Origin of the sequence: Streptomyces sp. NPDC050315, from assembly GCF_040655775.1 — a bacterium.
In the GTDB taxonomy this organism is placed as follows: Bacteria; Actinomycetota; Actinomycetes; order Streptomycetales; family Streptomycetaceae; genus Streptomyces.
The window spans coordinates 439,816-455,927 of the sequence record NZ_JBFAKN010000006.1 but is presented as its reverse complement, the minus strand read 5'-3'; the positions used below and the strand labels follow the sequence as shown (position 1 = coordinate 455,927).

Below are 16,112 nucleotides of genomic sequence, written 5' to 3'. Positions count from 1 at the left end.
TTCGTGGACACGATCCTGAATCCTCTCTATTACGCCGTTTCCTGGATCATCGTCCAGTTCCACTCGCTCTACAGCCTGGTGTTCGACAAGGACAGCGGCGCGGCGTGGGGTCTGTCCATCGTCTCGCTGGTGGTGCTGATCCGTATCTGCCTGATCCCGCTCTTCGTGAAGCAGATCAAGTCGACGCGGAACATGCAGGCGCTCCAGCCGAAGATGAAGGCGATCCAGGAGCGCTACAAGAGCGACAAGCAGCGCCAGTCCGAAGAGATGATGAAGCTCTACAAGGAGACGGGCACCAACCCGCTCTCGAGCTGTCTCCCGATCCTGGCCCAGTCGCCGTTCTTCATCGCGCTGTACCAGGTCCTGAACCACATCGCCGAGAACAAGATCGTCGGTGTGATCGACAAGCCGCTGCTGGCGAGCGCGCAGCAGGCGCACATCTTCGGTGCCCCGCTGTCCGTGACGTTCATGGACTCCGCGTCGAAGGTCGAGGCGCTCGGCGCCACGCTCACCGACGTGCGCGTCGTCACGGTCATCATGATCGTCCTGATGTCGGCGTCGCAGTTCTACACGCAGCGCCAGCTGATGACGAAGAACGTCGACCTCACGGTGAAGACGCCGTTCATGCAGCAGCAGAAGATGCTGATGTACGTCTTCCCGATCATGTTCGCCGTCTTCGGTATCAACTTCCCCGTCGGTGTCCTCGTGTACTGGCTGACCACCAACGTGTGGACCATGGGCCAGCAGATGTTCATCATCCGCCGTAACCCCACTCCGGGCAGCAAGGCATACGCAGAGCGCCAGGAGCGGCTGCGTGCCAAGGGCAAGCTGAAGGAGGACCCGGCCGAGCTCGAGGCGAAGAAGGCTGTCGAGGAGGCGCGTCAGAACCGCCAGCAGCCCAAGCGCCAGAGCAAGTCCCAGCGGCAGACCGCGGCCCCGGCCGGCGGTACGCAGACCCGTACCCGGGCCGGTGCGCAGGGTGGGCAGTCGGGCTCCACGGCCAAGGGCGGCGCGACCAAGCAGTCGCTGCAGAAGGACTCGGGCCAGAAGGCGGACGCCGCGAAGAAGTCCTCCGAGGGCGGCAAGCCCAAGGGCAGCTCGGCCTCCGGTTCCTCCCGTAACGCCAAGTCCGGACAGCGCAAGGGCCAGCAGCGGCCCAAGCACCCGTCCAAGAAGTAGAAGGAGTCTTTCGTGACGGACACGACCCCTGCCGCCGAGGGCACCGACACCCTGTCCCGGCTGGAGCAGGAGGGCGAGATCGCGGCCGACTACCTCGAGGGCCTGCTGGACATCGCGGATCTCGACGGCGACATCGACATGGACGTCGAGGCCGACCGTGCCGCGGTGTCGATCATCAGCGACTCCACCAGCCGCGACCTGCAGAAGCTGGTGGGCCGGGACGGCGAGGTGCTGGAGGCGCTCCAGGAGCTGACCCGGCTGGCGGTGCACCGGGAGACCGGCGACCGCAGCCGTCTGATGCTGGACATTGCCGGCTACCGCGCACGCAAGCGCGAGGAGCTCGCGGAGCTGGGCGCCAAGGCGGCCCAGGAGGCGAAGACCTCGGGTGAGCCGGTGAAGCTGAAGGCGATGACGCCGTTCGAGCGCAAGGTGGTGCACGACGCCGTCGCGGCGGCCGGACTGCGCAGCGAGTCCGAGGGCGAGGAGCCCCAGCGCCGGGTCGTCGTGCTCCCGGCCTGATTCCCCGGCGCTCGCGCGTGTCTTTGGCCCCGTCTGTTCGCAGGCGGGGCCACGTCTTGTCAGCCTTCTGCGGTACCGGTCTCGGTCCGGGCACCGGCAGGATCAGCAGTTCAGAGGAAGGGCGGTAACCGTGACGGAGTCAGCGGCGGAGCTTCCAGCGGCGCCGGAAGCGGCACGGGAGATTTTCGGTGAGCGCTTCCCGGAGGCCGTGCGGTACGGCGAGCTGCTCGCCGACGCGGGTGTTCGGCGTGGGCTGATCGGTCCGCGTGAGGTGCCGCGGCTGTGGGAGCGGCACCTGCTGAATTGCGCGGTGCTCTCCGAGGTGGTCCCCGAGGGCGTCTCGGTGTGCGATGTGGGCTCGGGGGCCGGGCTGCCGGGCATTCCCCTGGCGCTGGTACGACCGGATTTGAAGATCACCCTGCTGGAGCCGCTGCTGCGGCGGACGAACTTCCTGCAGGAGGTCGTGGAGCTGCTGGGGCTGGACCACGTGACCGTGGTGCGGGGCCGGGCCGAAGAGGTGATGGGCAAGATTCCTCAGGTCCACGTGGTGACCGCGCGTGCCGTGGCGCCGCTGGACCGGCTGGCCGGCTGGGGTGTCCCGCTGCTGCGACCGTACGGCGAGATGCTGGCGCTCAAGGGCGACACCGCGGAGGAAGAGCTGAAGGGCGCCCGGGCGGCGCTCAGCAAGCTCGGCGTGGAAGCCACCTCGGTGGTGCACGTCGGCGAGGGCGTGGTGGATCCGCTGTCCACGGTCGTCCGCGTGGAGGTGGGCGAGAGCCCCGGCGGTGTCCGCTTCGCGGCCAAGCGCGCCAAGGCCAATCGCGCCAATCGGCCGAGCAGGGGTCGTCGGCGGTAGACCGGCGCAGCACAACACCAGACGCAGACAGGAGCGCTTTCCGTCCGCCGACGGGAAGCGCTCCTGTCATCTCTTGCCAGGGGCGTCGCTCGAACCAACGAGGGCCATGCTCCATACAAACCACCAAAACGACATAAGCCGGAGTGTCGCGGGGGAATGGGGCACGACGCTGGCATCGTGTTTCACGTGAAACGTCGCTCCCTGCTGCATGGAATCATCAGTCGAGGTCGTGCGGCTGCCGCACCGCGTGGCCACCGACCCGGTCGGGTCACGGATGTATCCACAGAGGAGGATTCATCCACAGGAGACAGGGCCTCGCTGGTTCGCGACACCGAAACCATGGCAGGCTCTGAGCATTGCGAGCCTGAAGTCGAGGAGAGTGAATCCTTGCGGTCCGACGCCAACATCGCGGGACCGATGACCGATCCGGTCCCCGGTCCCCGTAGCGAGTCGCTCGGGGACGACGTTTCACGTGAAACGCCGCCCCCCATGGACGACACCCCGATCGGTCGTGCTGCTCAGCTGGCAGTCCAGGCGCTGGGTCGTGCGGGAGAGGGCCTGCCCCGCCCCGAGCAGACCCGGGTCATGGTGGTGGCCAACCAGAAGGGCGGGGTCGGCAAGACCACGACCACCGTGAACCTGGCTGCGTCACTCGCCCTGCACGGGGCACGAGTGCTGGTGGTGGACCTGGACCCGCAGGGCAATGCCTCCACGGCCCTGGGGATCGACCACCACGCCGAAGTCCCCTCCATCTATGACGTGTTGGTGGAGAGCAAGCCACTTTCCGACGTGGTTCAGCCGGTGCCGGACGTGGAGGGGCTGTTCTGCGCGCCCGCCACGATCGACCTGGCCGGTGCGGAGATCGAGCTGGTCTCGCTGGTGGCTCGGGAGAGCCGGCTGGACCGGGCCATCAAGGCGTACGAGCAGCCGCTGGACTACATCCTCATCGACTGCCCGCCCTCGCTCGGCCTGCTGACGGTCAACGCGCTGGTGGCCGGTGCCGAGGTGCTGATCCCGATCCAGTGCGAGTACTACGCGCTGGAGGGGCTGGGCCAGCTGCTGAGGAACGTCGATCTGGTCCGGGGCCATCTGAACCCCAAGCTTCATGTGTCGACGATCCTGCTGACCATGTACGACGGCCGGACCCGGCTCGCCTCTCAGGTCGCCGACGAGGTGCGCAGTCACTTCGGCAGCGAGGTACTGAGAACGAGCATCCCCCGCTCTGTGCGCATCTCTGAGGCGCCGAGCTACGGGCAGACGGTGCTCACTTATGATCCGGGTTCCAGCGGCTCGCTGTCCTATCTCGAAGCGGCGCGTGAGATCGCGCTGCGCGGGGTTTCGGGGGCGACCGGTCAGGGGCTCAGCGTGACCTATGAATCACAGCACAGCATGTCGGAGGGGAATCAGTGAGCGAACGACGTAGAGGACTGGGCCGCGGGCTCGGTGCGCTGATCCCCGCGGCACCGCAGGGTTCGGACAACGCCGGCCCGGCGGTGGGACGGGGGACGACATCGCCATCGGCGGTGCCGGTCATGACGCCGGAGCGAGGTGTTGCCGCGGTCAAGGTGGCGGCCATTCCGGACGCTGCCGTTTCACGTGAAACGGAGGCACCGGCCGAGCCGGTGGTGAACGAAAAGGGGGGCGAAGTCGCCGGAGCGCACTTCGCCGAGCTGCCGATCGGCTCGATCACTCCCAATCCACGGCAGCCGCGTGAGGTGTTCGACGAGGACGCCCTGGCGGAGCTGATCACCTCCATCAAGGAGGTGGGCCTGCTCCAGCCGGTCGTCGTACGGTCCACGGGTCCCGACCGGTACGAGCTCATCATGGGCGAGCGCCGCTGGCGGGCGTGCCGTGAGGCCGGTCTGGAGAAGATCCCGGCGATCGTCCGTGCGACGGACGACGAGAAGCTGCTCCTGGACGCGCTGCTGGAGAACCTCCACCGGGCTCAGCTGAACCCGCTGGAGGAAGCGGCGGCCTACGACCAGCTGCTGAAGGACTTCAACTGCACGCACGACGAGCTGGCGGACCGGATCGGTCGGTCGCGTCCGCAGGTCTCCAATACGCTGCGGCTGCTGAAGCTGTCGCCGTCGGTGCAGCGGCGGGTCGCCGCGGGGGTGCTCTCGGCCGGTCATGCGCGGGCGCTGCTGTCCGTGGACGACTCCGAGGAGCAGGACCGGCTGGCGCACCGCATCGTGGCCGAGGGCCTCTCGGTGCGGGCGGTCGAGGAGATCGTGACCCTGATGGGGTCCACGCCCAAGAGCGCCTCGAAGGCGAAGGGGCCGCGGGCCGGCACCCGCGTCGCGCCTGCCCTGACCGACCTGGCCTCCCGGCTCTCGGACCGGTTCGAGACGCGGGTGAAGGTCGACCTCGGTCAGAAGAAGGGCAAGATCGTCGTGGAGTTCGCCTCGATAGACGATCTCGACCGCATCCTGGGCACGCTGGCTCCTGGAGAGGGACGGGTGTTGGACAAGCACTCGGAGGAGGACAGCGACGAGGCGTGAGATACCGCCGTCCGACGTGAGGGCGGGCCGTGTGCCGGTGAGGTGACCGGAACACGGCCCGCCCTTTGCCTTTTCGCGGTACCCGGGTTCATGTTGTCCCGGTTACGATGCGTTCGGGTATGGCACGCATCCACTCGGAGTCACCTCACGACGAGGAGAGGCCATGCGATCGGTGAGCCGCACCGGATTGATGGCAGCGGGGTTCGGTCTGGGCGCAGTCGGCGGGTTCGTCGGCGGCCTGCTCAGTGAGCGCGTTCCGCTGACCGTGCCGGGAGGTGCGGTGGGCGAGGGAAGTGAGGACCTGGCTTCATGGGGCGTCGGCTCGTACCGCTCACGCTGGACAACCTTCCGGATGTCCCCAAGCGCTGCCGCTCGTGTGTCTTCTGGGAGCTCGACCCCGTCAGCGGTGAGGCCGCGGTAAAGAGCGGCCGGCCCGAGCTGGAGAAGGAAGCGTGGATCTCCGCCGTGCTGCTGGAGTGGGGCTCCTGCGGCCGGGTGGTCTATGTGGACGAGGTACCGGTCGGCTTCGTGCTGTACGCGCCTCCGGCCTATGTGCCGCGCTCCACGGCCTTCCCGACGAGTCCCGTCTCCCCCGACGCCGTGCAACTGATGACCGCCTGGCTCATCCCCGGCTATCAGGGCCAGGGGCTCGGCAGGGTCATGGTCCAGACCGTGGCGAAGGACCTGCTGCGGCGGGGCTTCAAGGCGATCGAAGCGTTCGGCGACGCGAAGTGGACGGAGCCGGCATGCGTGCTGCCCGCCGACCATCTGCTGGCGGTGGGCTTCAAGACCGTACGACCGCACCCGCGCTACCCACGGCTGCGCCTGGAGCTGCGCACGACCCTGTCGTGGAAGGAAGACGTGGAACTCGCCCTGGACCGGCTGCTGGGTGCCGTCCAGAAGGAACCAGTGCTCCGGCCCCTATAGCGCGGACAGCGAAACGGGCCCGCCCCGAAGGGCAGGCCCGTTTCACGTGAAACATGGTGCGGAGATCAGGCGAGGAAGTCCGCCAGGTCCCGCTCGATCGCAGCCTTGGGCTTGGCGCCGACGATGGTCTTCACGACCTCGCCGCCCTTGTAGACGTTCATGGTCGGAATCGACATGACGCCGTACTTGGCAGTGGTCGCGGGGTTCTCGTCGGTGTTGAGCTTGGCGATGACGATCTCGTCGTGCTCCGCGGCGATGGCCTCCAGGGAGGGGGCAACCTGGCGGCACGGGCCGCACCAGGTGGCCCAGAAGTCGACGAGTACCGGCTTGTCGCTCTTGAGGACGACCTCTTCGAAGTTGTCGTCCGTCACGGTCACCGTGGCACCGGCCATGGCGTTCTCCTTACTGGGTGGGGTGTGAACAGCTGACGTTCGCGGTCAGGCGGTGGGGGTCTGCTCCGGCGCGGCAGGGGTCTGCTCGGGCTCGGCCGGCTCGCCGTCGGTGAGCGAGGCGAGGTAGCGCTCGGCGTCCAGGGCGGCGGAGCAGCCGGTGCCGGCGGCGGTGATCGCCTGACGATAGGTGTGGTCCACGACGTCGCCGGCGGCGAAGACGCCCTGGATGTTGGTGTGGGTGCTGGGCGCGTCCACCTTGAGGTAACCGTCGTCGTCCAGCTTCAGCTGGCCCTTGAACAGCTCGGTGCGCGGGTCGTGACCGATCGCGATGAACAGGCCGGTGACCGGCAGCTCGGAGGTGTCACCGGTCTTGAGGTTGCGCAGGGTCAGACCGGAGAGCTTGTTCTCGCCGTGGATCTCGGCGACCTCGCTGTCCCACACGAACTGGATCTTCGGGTCGGCGAACGCACGCTCCTGCATCGCCTTGCTGGCGCGAAGGGTGTCGCGGCGGTGGACGATGGTGACGGACTTGGCGAAGCGGGAGAGGAAGGTGGCCTCCTCCATCGCGGTGTCGCCGCCGCCGATGACGGCGATGTCCTGGTCCTTGAAGAAGAAGCCGTCGCAGGTGGCGCACCAGGACACGCCGCGACCGGAGAGCTCGTCCTCTCGCGGCAGGCCGAGCTTGCGGTGCTGGGAGCCGGTGGTGACGATGACGGCGTGCGCGCGGTGCACGGTGCCGGCGGAGTCGGTGACCGTCTTGATGGGCTCGGAGAGGTCCACGGCGGTGACGTCATCGGGGATCAGCTCGGCGCCGAAGCGCTCGGCCTGGGCCCGCATGTTGTCCATGAGGTCCGGGCCCATGATGCCGTCCCGGAAGCCGGGGAAGTTCTCGACATCGGTGGTGTTCATCAGTGCGCCACCGGCGGTGACGGCGCCCTCGAACACCAGCGGCTTCAGCGAGGCACGGGCGGTGTAGAGCGCGGCGGTATAGCCCGCAGGCCCGGAGCCGATGATGATCACGTTACGGACGTCGCTCACGGGTGTCTTCCTTGTCTCTGCCGACTGCGTTGGGTGGGCTGGAGAAACTCTCTTCCCACCCAACGGATCCTACGGGGCGAGCATTCCCGCAGTGTCCCAGCGCACCCGTAGCGGCCTGGAGCCCGGGGCCGGGCTCGGCGACTCAGCCGCGGGGGTAGGTCCCGCTGAGCAGAATCTTGCCAGGCACAGGCGGTGAGGCCGAGACGCAGGACGCCGAGACGACATAGGCGGAGACGCGCGCCGTGTCGGACGGATGGGGCAGCACGACGAGGTAGGCGTCCTTGCCCTGGTAGGTGTCGCGGCTCGCGGCCACCGGCGTCTCGGGCCGTGCCAGACCCTTGCGCACGCAGGAGGGGATCGTGTCGTCCGCACCGCGCAGCGGCGTCTGGGGCGAGCTCTGGGTGCCGACATCGGGGGTCTTGCTACGGCCGGGCTCGGCGAGCAGATCGCGCACGTGGCTGCCCAGCGTCGCGGAGCTGAGCGCCCCCTCCGCAGGGCTCTGCTCGGTGGCGGTCACGCCGGGGTCCTGGTCCTGCCCGGTGTTCGCGGAACCATTCTGCAGAAGGATGCCGCCGATGCCGAGCACGGCTGCGGCGGCCGCCGTGCCGAGCAGCACCTTGGGCCAGCGGCGCGTCCTCGCCGTGCGGAGGCCGGCGGCCTTGCGACCAGGACCCGTGGCGGAGCGGGGGTAACCGGCCGGGCGGTCAGCGGAGCTTCCACCAGTGCGCACGGGCACTGTTTCACGTGAAACCGCGTCCCGTTTCTCCTCCACGGTTTCACGTGAAACCGAGCCATCATGCGTACCGGTCGACTGCCCCACGACACGGGAGCTGTCGCCCGAGGCGGTCGACACAAGGGCGGCGTCACCGTTGGGCGCCGTGGCGTCGAGCAGGGCTTCGGCCGCCAGGGCGGCGTCGATGCGACCCACGACGTCGTCGGGCATCCGTCCCGGACCCGGCAGCGTGCCGAGCAGTGCGCGGATCTCCTCCAGCGAGCTGTGGACGTCCTCACACAGCGGGCATCCGTGGAGATGCGCGCGGAGGTCCGCCGCGCGGGCGGGCGAAAGCAACCCGTCCGCGAGCGCGGAGATCTCCGCGACCTCCGGATGCCCGCCCGTGTCGGTCGTGGCTGTCACGCTCGCCCACCTCCGCCCTTCACGGCCCCTGAGTCATTCGGTCCTGCCGTCTGTGGGACGGATGTCCCCTGCGCCCGGTTCCTTCCCCCGCCTGAGGTGCCCTTATCCCCGTCTTCGGCGCGCAGATGGGTGAGCATCGGGAGGAGCCGGGCCCGGCCGCGCGCGCACCGGCTCTTCACCGTGCCGGTGGGGACGCCCAGTACCTCCGCGGCCTCGGCCACGGGGTAGCCCTGCATGTCGACGAGGACGATGGCCGCGCGCTGCTCGGCGGGGAGAGTGCGGAGGGCGCTGAGCAGCTCGCGGTGCAGATCCTGGCGCTCGGCCGGTACCGCGGCGGATTCGTGCGGCTCGATGAGCTGTTCCAGCCGCTCGGTCTCCGCGACCGGCGAGGTGCGCCGGGAGGCCGCTTTGCGGGCCCGGTCCAGGCAGGCGTTGACCGTGATGCGGTGCAGCCAGGTGGTGACGGCCGACTGGCCGCGGAAGGTGTGGGCGGCGCGGTAGGCGGACACAAGGGCGTCCTGCACCGCGTCGGCTGCCTCCTCGCGGTCGCCGAGGGTGCGCAGCGCCACCGCCCACAGCCGGTCACGGTGTCGCCTGACGATCTCGCCGAACGCATCGGGGTCACCCTCGACATGCCGGGCGAGGAGTGCCTGGTCGGAGGGGCGGACGTTATCTGCCATGGCCCGCCTCGCAGGAGCCGGTCCCGTGCGGGCCGGTGAGCGCCGGCCGCGTGGACGGCACCGCGGTGCGTTTCCTGCCCGGGGCCGCCCGGGCACGGGCGTCGGCCGGGACGGCCAGGACACCGGCCGGACCGACCTTTCCTACGACGGTGGGCATCACTGCGCCATCACGCATAACCGAACCCCTGGCGTCAAGCTGTACACGGGAGCTTACATACGGGTGCTCGGCGGTACCAGGCTCCAGGAAAACGGCCACAGCGGCCGGCCGCGGGGGCGGAAGGAGGCCCGGGGAGCACCGGCGCCTCCTGGCCGCTGTCCGCATCGACATCCTGGCGCCCCCCTGCTGCCCACCCCTAGCTACGGACCTTGATCTCCTTGATCTGGCCCCGGTAGTTGCCATCGTCCTTCAACGGGAGGTCGGTGAGCCAGACCAATACGTACTGTGTCTTGATCGGCTCCTTCGCCCGCAGCGTCACCGTCTCCCCCGAGCCGTCGGCGATCTTCTTGAAGCCGTCGAGGGATGTGGGCGCACCGCTGCTGTCCTCGGGCGCGGCGCGGAAGTCGAGCGAGGTGTTCCCGACGAGGTCGACCTTGACGCTGCCGACCTGCTGGACCTTGCCGAGGTCGAGAATCAGCCCGACGCCGTCCTTGAGACCGCCGAGGTCGGAGCGGCCGTAGTAATTGCGGGTCGGCCAGGACGTGGCGGGGTCCCCGTCGAGGGCCTTGGGGGCGTCCTGCGGGTTCTCCGTGCCGTCACCGCCCGGCGCCGGATCAAAATCCACGACCTTGTCGACCTGGACGGCCTTGCCCGACGCCGTGCCGCCGTGGCCCCCGGTCGTCTCGGAGCTGCCGGAGTCGTCCTGGTTCCGGTCCTTCAGGAGCGTGTCGGCCAGCTGCCAGCTGCCCAGCCCCAGCGCGGCGATCAGCAGCGCGGAGACGCACCACTTGGCCGCCCTTCCGGTACGGCTCTGCAGCGGAGGCGGCGGGGTGGGGACAGGCCGGGTGGCCGAGGCCCCGGGCCGTCCGGCGCCGGCCTGCTGGCCGTACGTGCCCTGCTGGTAGCCGGTGCGCTGGTAGGGCGGCGGGGAGGTGAAGGAGGGCTCCGGCGGCCGGATGCGCGGCATCGCGCCGACGGCCTTGGCCAGCTCCTCCGGCGTGGTGCAGGGCTGCTCCTGGCGGGAGGCGGTGGCGCCGTCGTTGACGAGCGCGCGCATCGCCAGCTCCGACAGGCCGCGGTGCACGCCGGCCCGTACCTGGTCGGGGGCGATCAGGCCGACGCCCTTGGGCAGCCCGGACAGCCCGTACGCGTCGTTCTCGTACGGCCAGCGCTGGGTGAGCCCGGCGTACAGCAGCGCGCCGATGGCCTCCGTGTCGGTGCGCTGCGGGTGATCGCTGGTGATCCCGCGGAGCGCGGCCATGATGGCCAGGCCCCGGATGCGGTACTGGCCGGACGAGGTGCGCAGGACGGACCCGGGGGTCAGCCGGAGGTGCGCCAGGCCCTCGCGGTGGGCGGCGGCCATGGCCTGCGAGATCTGCGTCACGAGCTGGTAGGCGTCGTGCGGTTCGAGCGGTCCGGCGGCGAGGACGGCGGTCAGCTCGGTGGCGTCCGGGAGCCATTCGTGGACGACATAGACCAGGTCGTTCTCCTCGACGGCGTCGAGGACCTGGACGAAGCGCGGGTCGCCGAGCAGCGCGGCGGACCGCGCGGCGGAGAGCACGGGACGGGCACGCGGGTGGTCGGCGGGCAGGATGTGGACCCCGACGGCGCGGCGCAGTTTCTCGTCCACTGCCCGCCAGCTGCTGAAGCCGTCCAGTCGGGTGACGCACTCCTCCAGGCGGTAGCGCCTGGCCAGCTTGTGACCGCTGTGCAGTTCGAGCGGCTGTGCCTCGGATGCTGTGGCGCTCTGCTCGCCGTCGTCCGCGGTGTCCTGTGCCGCGTCGGTCACCTTCTCGGCCTTCGTACCGTCGGTCGTGGCCTCGTCCGCCTTGGCGGCGAGCGGTTCTCCACCGCTCGTGTCGGCCACGTCGACGGCAGCCGTGCTCCGTTCCGCCACCGTCGTTCCTGCCTCCCCATCCGTTGCATGCTCAAAAGAGCCAAGTCAATTGTGCCCACAGTCCGCCACTGTGCACGACACACGGTGGCGGACGAAGGTTGTGCTCGCTCAGCGCCCCAGCTTGCCGCGCACCATGCCGACCAGGGCGTTGAGTTCTTCGATGCGCATCTTCTTGGCGGCCGCGTAGAAGACCACCAGCAGGACGGCACCGCCGCCGACCAGCGCGACGAGTGATCCCAGCACGCCGGTGCCCAGCCCCTGGATGATCCCGTACACGGCGGCGCCGGAGAACAGGGTGGCGGGGAGGCTCGCGCCGGCCAGCCGGGCGTACGTACGCACAACGTGCGCACCGTCCAAGTCGCCGCCCATCCGCTTGCGCAGCCGTCGCCACGCCACGCCGACGCCGATGATGTACGCCAGGCCGTAGGAGGCCGCCATGCCCACCACGGCCCACCGGGCGGGCAGGACGAGGTAGCACAGGGCCGAGGCGGCGGCGTTGACCGCGGCGACGATCAGCGTGTTGTAGAACGGCGTGCGGGTGTCCTCGTACGCGTAGAAGGCGCGCAGCACGACGTACTGCACGGAGTAGGGGATCAGGCCGAGGCCGAAGGCCATGAGCATGTAGCCCGTGGAAACACCGGCGTCGGAGCCGGTTCCGGCGAAGACCAGGGTGCACATCGGGATGCCGAGCGCGAGGAAGCCGAAGGCGAGCGGCACGATCGCCACGGCGGCGGTGCGCAGGCCCTGGGAGATGTCGTCGCGGACGGCGCCGGAGTCGCCGTCGTGCGCGGAGCGCGACAGGCGCGGCAGCAGGGCCGCCATCACGGAGACGGTGATGATCGCGTGCGGCATGTTCCAGATCAGCTGGGCGTTGGAGTACGCCATGTAGCCGGTGCCGGGGTGCCCCTGACCGGCGGCCTTCTCGCCGACCAGCGTGGAGAGCTTGGAGACGACGAGGACGCCGGCCTGGTTGGCGAGCACGAACAGCACGGTCCACTTGGCGAGCGTGGCGGCCTTGCCCAGGCCGTGGCCCCGCCAGTCGAACCGCGGCCGGAGCTTGAAGCCGGTGTCACGCAGGTACGGGATCATCGCCAGCGCCTGGACGACCAGGCCGAGCAGCGTGCCGATGCCCAGCAGCCGGATACCGGCCTCGGGGATGGTGGTGACCCCGATGTGCGAGGAGCTGGCGCTGCCGTAGACCCAGATGAACAGCCCGAACGTGCTGATCATGACGACGTTGTTGAGGACCGGGGTCCACATCATCGCGCCGAAGCGGCCGCGGGCGTTGAGCACCTGGCCCATGACCACGTGGATGCCCATGAAGAAGATCGTGGGCACGCAGTAGCGGGTGAAGGCGACCGTGACCTCGAAGCTGGCCGAGTCCGGGGCGAACCCGGACATCGCCCGTACCAGCCATGGTGCCCCGAGCACTGCCAGGACGGTGAGGGCGCCGAGAGCCACCATCACCAGGGTCAGCAGGCGGTTGGCGTACGCCTCGCCGCCGTCCTCGTCCTCCTTCATGGCGCGCACCAGCTGCGGTACGAACACGGAGTTCAGGCCGCCGCCGATGGTCAGGATGAAGATCATCGTGGGCAGCGTGTACGCGACCTGCCAGGCGTCACCGAGGACGGCGGCGCCGAGTGCCGAGGCGATCAGCGCGGACCGGATGAAGCCGGTGAGCCGGGAGACCATGGTGCCGGCGGCCATCACAGCGCTGGACTTCAGCAGGTTGCTCGCCTTGCCGCCGGTGCGTCCGGCGGGCTCCGGCGGCTCCGGTGCGGAGGCCGGCTCGGGCTCGGGCTCGGCCGGGGGCACGGGCTGCGGCCCGCCCGCCGGCTCGTACTGCCCGCCGGTGGGCTCGTACTGCCCACCCGGCTGCCCGTACTGCCCACCCGTCGGTCCGTACTGTCCGCCCGACGGCGGGTACGGGCCCGGGCCGCTGTTCTGGGCCGGCGGCCGCTGCGGTTCGGGCGCCCGCTGGTCACGGTAGAGGTGGGCGAACGCGTCGGGCTCCGCCGGCCGGTCGGCGGCCTGGGTGATCAGGTCGTCCACGCCGACGAACTGGGTCGTGGCGTCGCTGTACAGCCGCTGCCCCTGGCCCTGCGGCTCGGGCGCCGTCGGGGCGGGCCATGCCTCCGGCCCCGGTGCGTACCGGGGTGCCGGCGGCTGCTGGTAGAGCGGGTGGTCCGGCGCGGCCTGGTGCGGCGGGTGCGCCGCCCGGTCGTACAGCGCGTCGGCCACCGGGTCCTGGGCCGCGGGGTCCTGCGAGGGGAAGGGCGCTCGCGAGTAGGCGTCCTGCACATATGGGTCGGGTGCCTGCGGCGGCTGTGGGGGTCGGCCTGCGGCGTCGCCGCTCGCAGCCTGGCCGCGGTCACCGTCGTACGGCGCATTCATAGCTGCCCCACCTCATCCGTCGCCGGCCATCCGGCCCCGCCATGTATCAACGGTCCACTTTCTCACCCGAGCCGGACGCGTCCGTGCTTTCCGAACCGGTGTCCGCAGCCGGGTCACCCGGCTGCTCGGATTCGCCGTCCGAGGGCCGGCCGTCCTCGTCCGTGCCGTCGCGGCCCGGGGTGCCGTCCCCGTCGTCCGAGCCGGCGCCGCCGTCCGTACCGTCCCCGCCGTCGGCGCCGCCGTCGTCCTCGCGGGCCGCCGCGCGCTTGCGCTGCAGGTAGATCCGTACGCCGGCGAGGACGAGCAGCAGCATGCCGCCCGCGATGACGAGCATGACCGTAGCGGTGATCTCGGTGACGTTCACCTCGAAGGTCATCGCCCGCCCGTACCGCTTGCCGTCGGCGGTGTAGAGCTGCGCGGTGACCTGCACCGGGCCGTTCGCGTGCGCGGTGGTGTCGAACTTGAAGGACTGGCTGTGCCCGCCCTCGACGTCGATCGTCTGCGGTTCGCCGACGTCCAGCCGGTTGGGCTGGGAGGACGTGAGCCGCAGCGTCATGCCCTCGACGCCCCGGACGAGGTTGTTCTGCACCGTGACGGGAATCGTGGCGCTGCGCCCGGAGAGCGTGGCGTCCGACTTCTGGATCAGATGCACCTTGGTCGTCAGGCCGTCCAGGTAGCTGCGGACGGACTTGCGGAACGCCTTGGCGCCCTTGGCGTCGCCGCGCCACGACGTGGACATCATCCGCATGATCGCGTTGCCGAAGGGGGTCTCGACCCGCCACGGCTCGGCCAGGATGACCTCGAAGTCGTCCAGTGCGGTACGGGTCTCCTGCGCCTGCCGGAAGGCGGCCGCCGGCAGCTCGTGCTTGCGCAGCGAGGACGGATACGAGGCGGGGCCCGGCACCTGGCGGGTGGCATTGCGGTCGGGCCTGGCCTTGGCCGCGTCGCTGAGGTCCTGCGCCTCGGCCCAGCCGCTGTCGTTCAGCGCCCGTACGGCCTTCGCCATCGCCTGGGCCTGGCTCGCGGTGGGCATCCGCTGGGGCGCCACCACGACGCTGCGCTGTCGTGACGGGTCCTGAAGATTGATCATCAGGGTCTGGGACAGGAAGTTCTGTACCGCCAGGGTCGCGGAGCCGGCCTTGGACAGGTCGCCGGTGAAGGCGGTGGACAGTCCGGCGTCCGCGACGACCGCGGTGTTGCCGCCGCCGATGGGCCGGGCGGAGGTGGGCGTGTAGGACAGGCCGTTCTCCCGCATGCTGTCGCTGCGGGCGATGACGTTGTGGGCCCCCGCCGAGGTCGCCACGTCCACGACGGAGGAGTCCACGGCGCCGTCGACGGGCCAGGCGAAGTCGTTGCGCGCCTTCACACCCGGGAGGACGGTGTCCACGGTCTTCGACGCGAGCTCGGTGGCCGGGCCGAGGTGGCCCAGCGCGCTCGGTACGGCCTTGCCCTGGTGCGCCAGCGAGGCGATGTCGGGGTCGCCGAACGGCAGCGCGATCACCTCATGGGCCTGGACCGCCTGCTCCAGATCGCTCAGCCACTGCTTGGCCACGTCCTGGTTCCGGCCCGGCCTGGTCGTGCCGTGCGGCCCCTCGACCTTGTACCGGCCGGTCATGGCGTCGACGGAGGCCAGCAGGTCGGGGTCCACGACGAACGTGACCGGAAGGTCCTTGCCGAGGGCGACGAGCTGCTGCAGCCGGCCGCCCGGCGCGATCTCGGCCGCCAGCTTGTCGTCACGGAAGATCGGGGTCTGCTGTTCGTCGCCCTCGGTCTCCGCGGTGAGGTGGGTCTTGGAGATCAGCGGCCACAGGTACGTGAGGTCGGTCTTCTTCGGCGCGTCGGCCTCCTGCCAGGGCAGGAAGGTGCGCTCGATGCCGAGCACCTGCTCGTACGGGGCGCTCTTGGACCGGCCGGAGAAGGAGACGCCGAGCTGGTAGACGCCGTCCTTGCTCAGGCGCAGCTTCTTGACCGGGACGCGCAGGGTGAAGGGCTGCGAGACACCCGGCTTCAGCGCCTTGACCTTCTCGGTCCGACCGCCGACCTCCTGACCGTCCAGGCCCGCGGAGTAGCCGGTGCGCCGGGCCACGGCGTCGATGGAGCTGCGGTTGTTCAGTACGGGCCCGCGGCGCAGTCCGATGTGTCCGCCGGTGATCGTCGCGCGGCCCTCGTTGGTGATGCTGCCGGAGACGGTGACCGCGTCGTCGTCCTTGCCGGGAGCCGGCGGGGTGAGCGAGTCGATGTCGACGTCGACCGTCCGGGAGCCGGCGGGGGCGGCGTGCGCCTCCTGCGCCGCGGGGACCTGCAGCAGTCCGGCCAGCAGCGGCGCACCGGCGACCAGCGCAGCGGCCCGTCGCAGCCATCGACCACGCGGCCGTTCGGTCACCTGGAACCCTGCCGCCTCGGCCACGCGCTCGCCCGTCCCTCGTCGTCGTCAGTG

General features: G+C 70.1%; 13 protein-coding genes. 6 read left to right on the top strand and 7 right to left on the bottom strand.

Annotated elements, in window-relative coordinates; translation table 11 throughout:
• The first annotated feature begins 3 nt into the window (after positions 1-3).
• The 6 genes from yidC to AB0I82_RS24320 all read left to right on the top strand — a co-directional run bounded on the left by yidC (position 4) and on the right by AB0I82_RS24320 (position 5,982).
• Positions 4-1,179, top strand: coding sequence for a membrane protein insertase YidC (gene yidC, locus AB0I82_RS24345; protein ID WP_363259459.1), 1,176 nt, complete (start codon positions 4-6; stop codon positions 1,177-1,179).
• Positions 1,180-1,191: 12 nt separating this feature from the next.
• Positions 1,192-1,698, top strand: a complete 507-nt coding sequence (locus AB0I82_RS24340) for a R3H domain-containing nucleic acid-binding protein (protein WP_030259438.1) — start codon at positions 1,192-1,194, stop codon at positions 1,696-1,698.
• A 130-nt stretch (positions 1,699-1,828) separates the two neighbouring features.
• Positions 1,829-2,554, top strand: coding sequence for a 16S rRNA (guanine(527)-N(7))-methyltransferase RsmG (gene rsmG / locus AB0I82_RS24335; protein WP_363259458.1), 726 nt, complete (start codon positions 1,829-1,831; stop codon positions 2,552-2,554).
• Positions 2,555-2,893: 339 nt separating this feature from the next.
• Positions 2,894-3,964 carry an AAA family ATPase gene (locus AB0I82_RS24330; RefSeq protein ID WP_363259457.1) on the top strand — a complete coding sequence of 357 codons (1,071 nt, stop codon included), beginning with the start codon at positions 2,894-2,896 and terminating at the stop codon, positions 3,962-3,964.
• Positions 3,961-5,055: a ParB/RepB/Spo0J family partition protein gene (locus AB0I82_RS24325; RefSeq protein WP_363259456.1), complete on the top strand. Its 1,095-nt coding sequence runs from the start codon at positions 3,961-3,963 to the stop codon at positions 5,053-5,055. Before AB0I82_RS24330 ends, AB0I82_RS24325 begins: the two co-directional genes overlap by 4 nt.
• 309 nt (positions 5,056-5,364) lie before the next feature.
• Complete coding sequence (locus tag AB0I82_RS24320; protein ID WP_030259447.1) at positions 5,365-5,982, top strand: GNAT family N-acetyltransferase; 618 nt, start codon at positions 5,365-5,367, stop codon at positions 5,980-5,982.
• Between the two features lie 65 nt (positions 5,983-6,047).
• Here AB0I82_RS24320 and trxA read toward each other — a convergent pair whose 3' ends face one another.
• The 7 genes from trxA to AB0I82_RS24285 all read right to left on the bottom strand — a co-directional run bounded on the left by trxA (position 6,048) and on the right by AB0I82_RS24285 (position 16,082).
• Complete coding sequence (gene trxA, locus AB0I82_RS24315) at positions 6,048-6,374, bottom strand: thioredoxin (protein WP_136742013.1); 327 nt, start codon at positions 6,372-6,374, stop codon at positions 6,048-6,050.
• A gap of 45 nt (positions 6,375-6,419) precedes the next feature.
• Positions 6,420-7,412, bottom strand: a complete 993-nt coding sequence (gene trxB / locus AB0I82_RS24310) for a thioredoxin-disulfide reductase (RefSeq protein ID WP_363259455.1) — start codon at positions 7,410-7,412, stop codon at positions 6,420-6,422.
• Positions 7,413-7,554: 142 nt separating this feature from the next.
• Positions 7,555-8,547, bottom strand: a complete 993-nt coding sequence (locus tag AB0I82_RS24305) for an anti-sigma factor (RefSeq protein ID WP_363259454.1) — start codon at positions 8,545-8,547, stop codon at positions 7,555-7,557.
• Positions 8,544-9,227, bottom strand: a complete 684-nt coding sequence (gene sigM / locus AB0I82_RS24300) for an RNA polymerase sigma factor SigM (protein WP_030259460.1) — start codon at positions 9,225-9,227, stop codon at positions 8,544-8,546. The genes AB0I82_RS24305 and sigM overlap by 4 nt, the downstream gene beginning before the upstream one ends.
• 353 nt (positions 9,228-9,580) lie before the next feature.
• Positions 9,581-11,281: a protein kinase family protein gene (locus AB0I82_RS24295; RefSeq protein ID WP_363259453.1), complete on the bottom strand. Its 1,701-nt coding sequence runs from the start codon at positions 11,279-11,281 to the stop codon at positions 9,581-9,583.
• 108 nt (positions 11,282-11,389) lie between these two features.
• A complete protein-coding gene (murJ, locus tag AB0I82_RS24290) occupies positions 11,390-13,675 on the bottom strand; it encodes a murein biosynthesis integral membrane protein MurJ (protein WP_363259452.1) in 2,286 nt (761 codons plus the stop codon).
• Between the two features lie 46 nt (positions 13,676-13,721).
• Positions 13,722-16,082, bottom strand: a complete 2,361-nt coding sequence (locus AB0I82_RS24285) for a DUF6049 family protein (RefSeq protein ID WP_363259451.1) — start codon at positions 16,080-16,082, stop codon at positions 13,722-13,724.
• Positions 16,083-16,112: the final 30 nt, after the last annotated feature.